The organism is Ferruginibacter profundus (genome assembly GCF_054783275.1).
In genome coordinates this window covers 731,198-742,845 of the sequence record NZ_BAAGQW010000003.1, presented here as the reverse complement: position 1 = coordinate 742,845, position 11,648 = coordinate 731,198, and the positions used below count along the sequence as shown (strand labels likewise).

Here is an 11,648-nt window from a genome sequence, read left to right as displayed (position 1 = left end):
ATGGACAAAATACTGGTAACCGGTGGCTGCGGCTATATTGGCTCTCACACCATAGTGGATCTGGTTCAAAATGGGTTTGATGTTATTTGTGCGGATAATAACTCCCGCAGCAACGAAGGCATACTCAACGGGGTAGAAAAGATCATCAATAAAAAAATAAAAAATTACAAAGTAGACCTTTGTATATATGATGATACCTACGCTATCTTCCAGGAAAACCCCGATATAAAAGGTATCATTCACTTTGCAGCGTATAAAGCTGTGGGGGAATCAGTGGAAAAGCCACTGATGTATTTTGGCAATAACCTTAATTCTCTTATCAACATATTAAAATGCGCCGAAGAATTTAATGTGCCGCATTTTGTTTTCTCTTCGTCCTGCACCGTATACGGCAATCCTGATAGTATGATAGTAACCGAAGATACGCCGCAAAAACCTGCAGAATCACCTTACGGGGCTACCAAACAAATGGGTGAGCAAATAATAAGAGACACCATAAAAAGTAACTCGGTAAACGCAATTTTATTACGCTATTTTAATCCCGTGGGTGCCCACCCTTCTATCAATATCGGGGAATTGCCAATTGGCAAACCCGCCAACCTGGTTCCTGCAATAACACAAACTGCTATTGGCAAAATTCCGGTGATGAATGTATTTGGTACCGACTACGATACCAGGGATGGCAGTTGCGTAAGAGACTACATACATGTATGTGATATTGCCCATGCACATACATTGGCTTTAAACTACCTTATCAGCAATAAAAATACCTCCAATTGCGAAGTGTTCAACCTGGGCACCGGCAATGGCTATACCGTACTGGAAGTAATTGCAGCTTTTGAAAAAGTAAGCGGGGTGCAATTAAATTACAAACTCGGCCCACGCCGTCCCGGAGATGTGGTGGCCATTTATGCCAATAACAGCAAAGCTAAGACTGATTTGGGCTGGACCCCCGGTTTAGGCATCGATGTTATGATGGACACCGCCTGGAAATGGGAATTAAAGCTGAAAAATGATGAAAATCTTTTTGCTACCCAAATTGCTGGTTTAAATTAATTTTCTATTATCTTCGCCACCTCCCCAAAGTCCTCAACCCAAGAAACCAATATTCTAATTAAAGTCGCCCGGTAAAATTCTATTTATGGCAAAAAAACTTGTTGGGGCATTATGTGCCTTTGTAATCATTATTGCGTGCTTCTCGGGGTGTAAAAAATTTGAGAAAGAGGGGCATATGCAGGAACCCGGTGTTGTACTCACTTTTGATGATGACAGGGTAGATAATTGGTTTGAATATTTACCACTCATGGATAGCCTGGGAGTAAAAGCCACTTTCTACATCTGTAAATACAATCGCTTTACTGCAGATCAAAAAAGAAAACTGGGCATTATAAAAAGCCACGGACACGAAATTGCCTTCCATACCACCAATCATTATAATATGGAAGATTATGTATATAAAAGCAGGCATTCTATCGACGATCTCATGCGTTGCGAAGTGGAAGCCGGCCTTAAGCTGATGAACCAGGATGGCTTCTATCCCACTACATTTGCCTATCCCTACGGTGCCCACAATGCAGTATTTGATAAAATGCTGATGCGCTATTTCAAAAGTGTTAGAGCGCTTAACGGCACACAGGATTTCTCTAAAAGTGTGGTGCCCACGCAGCACAACGATCTTTTATATGGCCTGGGTATCGACAAAAGCAGCAAACGCAGCGATCCGGATATCATTAACCTCTTACAATCAGCAAAAAATAATAGCGCCTGTGTTGTATTTGTGGTACACGATATAAATACCCCCAGTAAATTCAGCACTACTTTACATCGCCTGATGAAAATATTTGCATTTGCAAAAGAAAATAAGCTCAGGTATTATACGGTGTCAGAAATTTCCGATTAAATAAATTTCTTGTACAGGAATTAGCTAAAACAATGTGGGCAACTTTTTAAGTTGCCCATATTTTCAATCAAATCTTTCTTTTACTTTGCACTTCATTCTTATACAATATTAAAAAGGTTTATTTATATGCTCAGTAAAATAGAGGTAACAGGTAATAAAGATACCCGTAGCGGTTTTGGAGATGGTATTCTGGAAGCTGCAAGAAAAAATCCCAACATCATTGCATTAACGGCCGATCTGCTGGGTTCCATGAAATTGAATGGTTTCATCAAAGAATTTCCGGAGCGTTTTGTGCAATGCGGTATTGCCGAGGCTAACATGATTGGTATTGCGGCCGGTTTAACCATCGGTGGCAAAATCCCCTATACCACTACTTTTGCCAACTTTTCTACCGGAAGAGTCTACGATCAGATACGCCAGAGTGTTGCCTATAGCGGAAAAAATGTAAAGATCTGTGCTTCCCATGCCGGCTTAACGCTGGGTGAAGATGGTGCTACTCACCAGATACTGGAAGATATCGGCCTGATGAAAATGTTGCCCGGCATGACGGTGATCGTTCCTGCTGACTATAATCAAACCAAAGCCGCTACAAAAGCTATTGCAGATTACGAAGGGCCGGTTTACCTGCGCTTCGGCCGCCCCGTATGGCCCATTTTTACTAAAGAAGAAGATTTTGTAATAGGTAAAGCACAACAACTATCCGAAGGTACAGATGTAACTATTTTTGCCTGTGGCCACCTGGTATGGAAAGCTATTGAAGCCGGGAAAATACTGGAAGAAAAAGGCATTAGCGTGGAAGTGATCAACATACATACTATTAAACCGTTGGATACCGAAGCAGTGTTGGCTTCAATTAAAAAAACCAAATGTGCAGTTACTGCCGAAGAGCATAATATCATTGGAGGATTAGGCGATAGTATTGCTCAGGTGGCTGCCAGACATTTTCCCATACCCATCGAATACGTTGGTACCAACGATACCTTTGGCGAAAGCGGTAAACCTACCGAGCTGCTAACAAAATATGGTTTGGATACCCCGGATATTGTAGCAGCTGCACAAAAAGTAATGGCACGTAAATAGACAGGTGGCAGTACGGTTCAGAATAGTCATACACAGCTTTGGATTAAACTTTTATACTAAAAACCAATCTTACCGATTGGTTTTTTTATTTTTACTGCCTCAAACCTTATATGGCTACACATTTAGATGATAAAGAACTGCTGATTCAGTTTGCTGAACCGGCTACAAAAGAAAAGGCGTTTACCGCTATCATTAAAAAGTACCAGGAAAAACTATACTGGCATATCCGCCGTATGGTGGTAGAACATGAAGACGCCAATGATGTACTGCAAAACATGTTCATCAAAGTATGGAAAGGCCTGGAAAATTTCAGGGAAGACAGCCAGCTATATACCTGGCTGTACCGGATAGCAACAAATGAATCGCTTACTTTTATTGAACAGCAGAAAAAAAGAACCTCGGTGTCTTTAGGCGATGTAGAAAATGGCCTGAGCAATAAGCTAAAAGCAAGTGAACACTTTGACGCCAATAAACTGGAGTGGAAACTACAGGTAGCCATTCAGCAATTGCCTGAAAAACAGAAAGTTGTGTTTAGTTTGCGGTATTACGACGAAATGCCTTACGAAGAAATGAGCAGGGTTTTGGAAACCAGTGAAGGGGCCCTTAAAGCAAGTTACCATCATGCAGTAAAAAAGATTGAGGAATTTATACTGAATAATTAAACTTTTAATAACAAACAGCGTCTCAAACAGGTAATGGAAAACAGCAAGGACATATGGAATGAATTGAAAGCACTTAGCCCGGTAATTGCTGGGATAGAGAAGGTAAATGTATTTACTGTTCCTGCCGGTTATTTTGAAAGCCTGGGGGCTACTGTTTTAATCAGTATAAAGGAAGAAGAAGGAGATATTTTAGGTTCAATTAAAGCGCCTGCTTCCATGCAGGTACCCGAAGGCTATTTTGAATCACTGGCCGGCAATATTCTCAATAAGATAAAAGTAAACGATAGTGCGGCAACAGAATTGAATGAGTTATCTCCCTTGTTGGCTGGCATAGAAAATAAAAATGTATTTACAGTACCACAAGGTTACTTTGAATCATTAGCCGGTAATGTTTTACATACAATAAATGCAGCAGATGATGCCGTTGCAGAATTGAACACATTATCACCAACATTGCAGGGCCTGCAAACTAAAAATGTATTTACAGTGCCGCAAGGTTATTTTGAATCATTATCAGCAACTATACTTGCTAAAGTACAGCCGCAGCAGGCCAAAGTAGTTACCATGCAAAGGCGCAGTACTAATACTATTTTAAAATACGCAATTGCTGCAGTGTTTACAGGAGTAATGGCATTAGGCGTGTATAAATTTACAAACAATAAAGGCGGATCTGGTGAAGTTGCGCCTTTAACTGCTGCTAATTTGAAAGGACTGGAAATTGCAAAGAAAAATACATTCGAACAGGAATTTGCAAAAGTAAGTAATGAAGATATTGCCAGTTTTTTGGCTAAAGATGGAGTGGATGTGGAAGCTGCTGTTGCAGTTAGCCAGATGCAGGATAAATTAGACAACGAAGAAACCCTGAATACTGATAAAACAGAAAGCAATGAAATTGACGATTTGTTTAACCAGTTAGATAATAATACCCAGACGAATTAAATTTACAAAGATGAAAAAGATATTGTTTTTTTTGATAGTAGCCTTGATAGGAGTTAATACCGTTAATGCACAAACGCCACAGGATCCGGATGCCACAAAAAAGCAGGAAAAACTTCAGGCGCTTTATGTAGCTTTTATAACAAACAAGTTACAGCTTTCAGAAGCTGAAGCCCAGGCTTTCTGGCCGGTACACAATGAGTTTGACAAAGAGATCAAAGCCGTTGGGACGGATTTATCAGAATTAAAAAAAGAAGAATTAATTCTTAACATCAAAAAGAAATACGAGCCCAGGTTTACTAAAATATTGAATGATCCAAAAAGAGTAGACAGGCTTTTTACACTTAATGGTGAATTTAGAAAAAAGCTGGTAGAGCGCATGCGCAATCAGCAAAACGGTATTCCCCAAAGGCCTAAATTAAGAAGAGGCGTTTAATTTTTTAATTATAATTGTAAAACTCCCGTATCGGGAGTTTTTTTATTATAGGCCGGGATTATTAATTGTAACTGCAAATACAAGCCTTTTCAGCAAAAATGCCGTTGCACCAAGGCCATTTATTGTTATCTCCAGGCTGGCACAGCCTCACTCGATTTCATGCACTTTATAGCTGAAAATCAATCTATTTAAATTATTTCGCCATCTTCAACAATATACTGGCCATGATATCAGTTTATGTTGATAACAATAATTTGGATCAGGGATATCGAAAAACTACTTTTACTGCCATACTAACCTTCAAAACAAAAACCTTCTATGAGATTTGCTGCTCAATTCAACAAAAGCTATTGCTATGCTATTAACGGAATTAAAATTATTTGCCTTAGTGTAATGCTGCTGCTTTTTACCGGAAGCTGTAATTATTTACATGATCAGGATGGAGAAGAGGAAAATGAAATGTACGACGGGCCCGAACTTGCGGCCAAACAGGAATTTGAAAGAATAAAAGATCCGGCTACCGGAAAAGTACCCCGTGAAAAATTATTGGCAGCAATACAAACCACAAGCGATCTTAAACAAATAAATAGTCAATCACTTATTGGTGGCTTATCCTGGATTGAAAGAGGGCCAAACAGTGATTTACCCGGCCCCTTTGGAAATTCAAGGCCAACAGGCGCCAGCACGTCCGGAAGAATCAGGGCAATGATGGTAGATTCTACTGATGCCACACATAAAACAGTTTGGGTGGGTGGTGTTGATGGGGGACTTTGGAGAACATCTGATATTACGGCATCGCCTGCCACATGGGTATTAATTAACGATAACCTGAGTAACCTGGCTATTTCCGACATTTGCCAGGATCCCCGGCCCGGCTTTCAGAATATCATGTATCTCTGTACCGGTGAATCTTACTATAATTTCGATGCAGTGAGAGGAAATGGCGTCTTTAAAAGTACTGATGGCGGTGCAACATGGACCTATTTAGCCAGCACCAGCACCTATACAAGTTGTACAAGAATATTATGCGATTACCTGGGCAATATTTACCTGGCTACAAGGGGCTCAGGATTGCTGCGTTCAACCGTGGCCAGTGGTGGTGCAGCATGGACAAATATCACACCTACCGGTCTTGTATCTGATATCTGTGATCTTGAGATCAGCTCAACCAGTGCTGCCGGCAGGCTTCATGTGGTGGCCGGTATTTTCAGCACCCAGGCCTATCGCTATACCGATATTCCGGTAACTGTTGCCGCTGGCACGTGGACGGCTCCCGCAGTTGCTTTTCCATCTTTTAGTAACAGGGCCGAAATTTGCGTTAACGGCAATACCCTTTATTCACTTGTTGCTGATGCCAGTAACCAGGTTCCTGCCATTTACAAATCTACCGACGGCGGTGCCAACTGGGCTGCCACAGGAGGGCAACCTACAGCAGGTTGGGCCAGCCAGCAAGGCTGGTATGCACTTAGTTGTGCCATTGATCCATCTTCGGGTGGCGCAACATGCATCGTAGGCGGATTGGATACATGGAAAACCACGAATGGCGGAACAAACTGGACTAAAATTTCCAGTTGGATTACCTCAACCGGGGGTTTTTATGTACATGCCGACCAGCACGATATCCAATGGTGGGATGGAGGTAATAAACTAATGTTTGGTTGCGACGGGGGAGCTTTTTTCTCAACCGATAAGGGCGCATCTATGAGCGACCGGAACAAAGGATTAAGGATTAAACAATTTTTTTCCTGTGCTATACATCCTTCAACAACTAATTATTTCCTGGCTGGTGCGCAAGATAATGGTGTACACCAGTTCGGCAACGCAGGGTTAAGCAGTACGGTTGAAGTAACGGGAGGAGACGGTGGCTACACAGCTATTGACCAGGATCAGCCACAATATCAATTTGGCTCTTATGTGTATAATCAATACCAGAGAAGTACTGATGGTGGTGCTACCTGGGCGTCTGTAAACCTCAGCGCATCAGCAGGGCAATTTATTAATCCATTCGATTATGATAATACCGCTAATATCATGTATTGCGGAGATGCAGCGTCAAGTTACAGGCGTTGGACAGATCCGCAAAGCGGCAGTACATCAGCAGTTGTAAATGTTTCCAATATGACAGGCAGCGTTACCGCAGTAAGTGTATCACCTTACACCGCCAACCGGGTGTACTTTGGTACCGGTAGTGGTAAAGTGATGCAGGTAGATGGTGCCAATACATTTGTTTCAGCTTCAGCAGGTACCGACAGATCAACCGGGCTTCCGGGTGGTACTGTTTCCTGTATCAATTTTGGAACTAGTGACTTAAACCTGATGTGTTGCCAATCCAATTATGGTATCAACAACATATGGATTTCTTCTGATGGTGGTGCAACATGGACGGCGATTGACGGCAACCTGCCGGATATGCCTGTACGCTGGTGTATGTTTTATCCCGGCAGCAATACAAAAGCATTTATTGCAACCGAAACCGGCGTATGGCAAACCGACCTGATTAACGGCGCAAGTACTGTCTGGAATGCTAATCCCACCTTCCCCACAGTTAGAACAGATATGATAAAATACAGAAGCGCTGACCGTACCATTGCCGCAGCAACCCATGGCCGCGGATTGTGGACAGCAACTATTCCAACCGTTGCCACACCGGATTTGTCATTTCAAACAGCTGCAGCATCTGCAGCAGAATACACAACATTTAAAACCGGTTGCAGGGGATACACAGATTATACTTACTACATGGTTATAGCCAATTCACCTTCCGCTGCAGGAACAGTAACCCTGGCCGTAGCAGGTGGTGCTACAGCCACCAATGGTGTTGACTATGCAGTTACTACCAACGGAAATTTTGCCGCCCCAAGTATGACGCTGAATTTTGCAGGCGGATCGGGAACAGCACAGCCCTTTACAATAAGGGTTTATGATGATGATGCCGTGGAAAGCGCAGAAACGTTTACATTGAACTACACAGTTACAGGGGGAAATGCCCAGGCCGGTGTTGCCAATCAAACACTAGCTTTTACCATTAATGATAACGACGCAGCACCCCTTTCCTCTTCAACAAACACACAAACAGTAGGTACATTAAGCAGCAATCTTGGTTCAGCACTGTTTAACAGCGCTTTGCAGAGTAAACGGGTGCAAATGCTGTATAAGGCATCAGAATTAACATCTTTAGGCCTGGTTGCCGGCAATATTACTGCAATCCAGTTTTATATTGGTGCCAAAAACAGTACCAGGGCATTTACCAATCTAACCATAAAAATGGGAGGAACCACTACGGCTAATTTGGTAAATGGATCGGCCTTTGTTCAAAGTACATCAATCGTAAAAAATCCATTTACATACTCTACCGTATTAGGCTATAACAATTTTAATTTCGACGTTCCTTTTACCTGGAACGGAACTGATAATATTGCAGTTGAACTTTGTTATGATAATGGCACTGCAGATGGCACCCAGACTTCTGATCAGACCTATGGCTATTCAGACTGCGGCTCATGTCCGGCATTGGGTAATATGTTTTGGCAGGATGGTATAAATTGTTCCGGATCTTTCGGCTCGGTAAGTCTTTATTTTAATGATTTAAAACCAACAATTAAATTAACGCAAACTGTTACAGGTACACCGGTTTCCACCACCATTACCTCTAAAGTAGCCTATCTTGGCCCTAATGATGATGTACCTTTCTATGATGCATCGGGCAATATCATGGCAAGGATAAAAAACAATACGGCATTCGATTACGGTTGTACCACTATCGATATCGACAGGGCAGGCACAGCCACCACAGCATTCTGGAACAATACGCCTGCAAATTACCTTACGAATAAATCTTTTAAGGTAACCCCAACAAATGCAAACCCCACCGGCAATTATGATATTACACTATATTATTCCGCTGCCGAAAAAGCAGGATACGAAGCGGCAACCGGTCAATCATGGACAGGCGTTTCTATGGTGAAGGCCACAGGCCCCATCAGTGGTATAACTCCTGCTAACCAACAGGTAAGTACAGTTACAGTAAACAGCGTGGTAACACAGGCTACATTTGGTACAGATTATACCGTTAAAGCTACCTTCACTAACGGATTTTCAGGATTTGCAGTGGGTAAACCCGGTACACCTTTACCAATAACCCTGTTGTCATTTACTGGTTATGTAAAAGACAAGTCTGGCGTACTGGATTGGACTACCGTTACTGAAAATAACAACAAAGGGTTTGACCTGGAAAAAAGTTATGACGGCATCAACTTTACAAAAATAGCTTTTGTTCCCGGCGCCGGTACTTCAACAACATTGCGCCAGTATCAATACCTGGATAAAACCAGGCTCAGCAACATTCAATATTACAGGTTAAAACAAATTGACTTCAATCAAAAGGAAGTGTATTCCAATATCGTTCTGTTGAAGTTAAGCGACAAGGATAACCTGGAATTGTTAAGTGTAACCAACCCTTTCAACAATTCAATTAATATCATGTTCAGCAAACCTTTGGCAGGCATGGTAGCTGTAAAATTGTTTGACCTGAGTGGCAGATTAATTTATTCAGATGCAAGGATGCCGGGCATTACGCCATTGATCGAACTGTCGGTGCCGCCTTTATTTAGTGCCGGTACCTATATTTTATCAGTTGAAAATAATAAACAACAATTTAATAGAGTTATTATAAAACAATAGAGCAACAGCGATTGTACAAGAGACCGGCCTGGCAGAAAATGTTTCCTGTTAAGCCGGTCTCTTTCATGTTGCGTTTAAGTAAAACTAATTAGGGCGTAGTCAATACATCACTTATTTTAAAACAATAGAGATTTTTAAGGAAGAAATTATACTTGGAAGTTCTAACAGGGAAATACGGCCACAAAAAAAACAGGTTCAGAATATTACTTCTGAACCTGTTTTTTATAAGGAATTGTCTTGTATTATTTGTACTGTGCTGATAAGCCATTTGCCAGCTCAGTCACTTTCTTCAATCCGTCTTCCGGTAAATTACCTTTCTTAAAGTCGGCTAAAATTTCAGGGTATTTGGTTTCCATTTCCATTAAGAAATGTTCTTCAAAAGCCTTTACATTTTTTACAGCAACATTTTTCAATAAACCCTGTGTACCTAAATAAATAATCGCTACTTGTTTTTCTACACTGTAAGGGCTGTACTGTGCCTGCTTTAATACTTCCACATTTCTTGCACCCTTGTCAATTACATTTTTTGTAGCAGCATCAAGGTCACCACCAAATTTAGAAAAGGCTTCCAGCTCACGGTAAAGTGCCTGATCTAACTTAAGTGTACCAGCCACTTTTTTCATCGATTTGATCTGCGCATTACCACCCACACGGCTAACCGAGATACCCACGTTGATAGCCGGGCGGATACCTGCGTTAAACAGGTTACCTTCCAGGAATATCTGTCCGTCGGTAATTGAAATTACATTGGTAGGAATATAGGCAGAAACGTCACCGGCCTGGGTTTCAATAATAGGCAATGCTGTTAAAGAACCTCCGCCTTTTACCAGGTGTTTGATTGACGCAGGAAGGTCATTCATTTGCTGTGCGATATCATCTTTAGCAATAACTTTTGCTGCTCTTTCTAATAAACGGCTATGCAGGTAGAATACATCACCAGGATAAGCTTCACGTCCCGGTGGTCTTCTTAACAATAAAGATACCTCACGGTATGCCACAGCCTGTTTGGAAAGATCATCATAAATGATCAATGCTGGTCTGCCGGTATCACGGAAAAACTCCCCGATGGCAGCACCCGCAAACGGCGCATAGAACTGTAACGGAGCAGGATCAGATGCAGAAGCTGCAACAATAGTGGTATATGCCATGGCTCCGTTTTCTTCCAGAGTCTTCATAATACCGGCAATGGTAGAAGCTTTTTGCCCGATAGCTACATATATACAATAAACAGGTTTGCCTGCTGCGTAAAATTCTTTTTGGTTGATGATGGTATCCACTGCAATAGCGGTTTTACCGGTCTGGCGGTCACCAATGATCAGCTCACGCTGTCCACGGCCGATAGGAATCATCGCATCAATAGCTTTGATACCGGTTTGTAAAGGTTCTTTTACCGGTTCACGGAAAATTACCCCCGGTGCTTTACGTTCCAAAGGCATTTCGTACAATTCGCCTTTAATAGGGCCCTTACCATCAATAGGTTCACCCAATGTATTAATAACACGTCCGCTCATACCTTCTCCTACTTTAATAGAAGCGATCTGGCCGGTACGTTTTACTTTATCACCTTCTTTAATTTCGCTGCTGTCACCCATCAATACCACACCCACATTATCTTCCTCAAGGTTAAGCGCAATAGCTTTTACGCCATTGTCAAATTCCACCAGCTCACCACTGCGTACATTATTAAGGCCGTAAACACGGGCAATACCATCACCCACCTGTAATACGGTTCCTACTTCTTCCAGGCTTGCAGAAGCATTAAAGTTGCTTAACTGCTGGCGAAGAATCGCCGAAATTTCATCCGGTTTAATTTCTACCATAAAATATCAATTAATGATTTATTATAAGAGCTTATTTTTTCAGGCTGCAAAGGTATGGTGTGGTAGCGGGAATGTCAAAAAAAATGCTGTAATTTAAAATTACCGGATCAAATACAGACTTTTGTAAAAAAAGC

General features: G+C 41.7%; 8 protein-coding genes. 7 read left to right on the top strand and 1 reads right to left on the bottom strand.

The window, feature by feature from the left end:
- The 7 genes from galE (at window position 1) to ACYVM0_RS22855 (ending at window position 9,694) form a co-directional block, all read left to right on the top strand.
- Window positions 1-1,056 (top strand): NAD-dependent epimerase/dehydratase family protein, encoded by a 1,056-nt coding sequence (galE, locus tag ACYVM0_RS22885; protein WP_460561032.1) that lies wholly within the window; start codon window positions 1-3, stop codon window positions 1,054-1,056.
- An 85-nt stretch (window positions 1,057-1,141) separates the two neighbouring features.
- Window positions 1,142-1,900, top strand: a complete 759-nt coding sequence (locus ACYVM0_RS22880; protein WP_460561030.1) for a polysaccharide deacetylase family protein — start codon at window positions 1,142-1,144, stop codon at window positions 1,898-1,900.
- A gap of 126 nt (window positions 1,901-2,026) precedes the next feature.
- Window positions 2,027-2,980, top strand: coding sequence for a transketolase family protein (locus tag ACYVM0_RS22875; protein WP_460561028.1), 954 nt, complete (start codon window positions 2,027-2,029; stop codon window positions 2,978-2,980).
- 110 nt (window positions 2,981-3,090) lie between these two features.
- Window positions 3,091-3,642: an RNA polymerase sigma factor gene (locus ACYVM0_RS22870; protein ID WP_460561026.1), complete on the top strand. Its 552-nt coding sequence runs from the start codon at window positions 3,091-3,093 to the stop codon at window positions 3,640-3,642.
- 33 nt (window positions 3,643-3,675) lie between these two features.
- The gene (locus tag ACYVM0_RS22865) at window positions 3,676-4,581 is read left to right on the top strand and encodes a hypothetical protein (RefSeq protein ID WP_460561024.1); all 906 of its coding nucleotides are present in this window, start codon (window positions 3,676-3,678) and stop codon (window positions 4,579-4,581) included.
- Window positions 4,582-4,591: 10 nt separating this feature from the next.
- Window positions 4,592-5,014, top strand: coding sequence for a hypothetical protein (locus ACYVM0_RS22860; RefSeq protein ID WP_460561022.1), 423 nt, complete (start codon window positions 4,592-4,594; stop codon window positions 5,012-5,014).
- A 318-nt stretch (window positions 5,015-5,332) separates the two neighbouring features.
- Window positions 5,333-9,694: a beta propeller repeat protein gene (locus ACYVM0_RS22855; RefSeq protein WP_460561020.1), complete on the top strand. Its 4,362-nt coding sequence runs from the start codon at window positions 5,333-5,335 to the stop codon at window positions 9,692-9,694.
- A gap of 242 nt (window positions 9,695-9,936) precedes the next feature.
- On the opposite strand, the gene atpA is transcribed toward ACYVM0_RS22855, so the two are convergent.
- A complete protein-coding gene (gene atpA / locus ACYVM0_RS22850) occupies window positions 9,937-11,514 on the bottom strand; it encodes a F0F1 ATP synthase subunit alpha (RefSeq protein WP_460561018.1) in 1,578 nt (525 codons plus the stop codon).
- Window positions 11,515-11,648 lie beyond the last annotated feature (134 nt).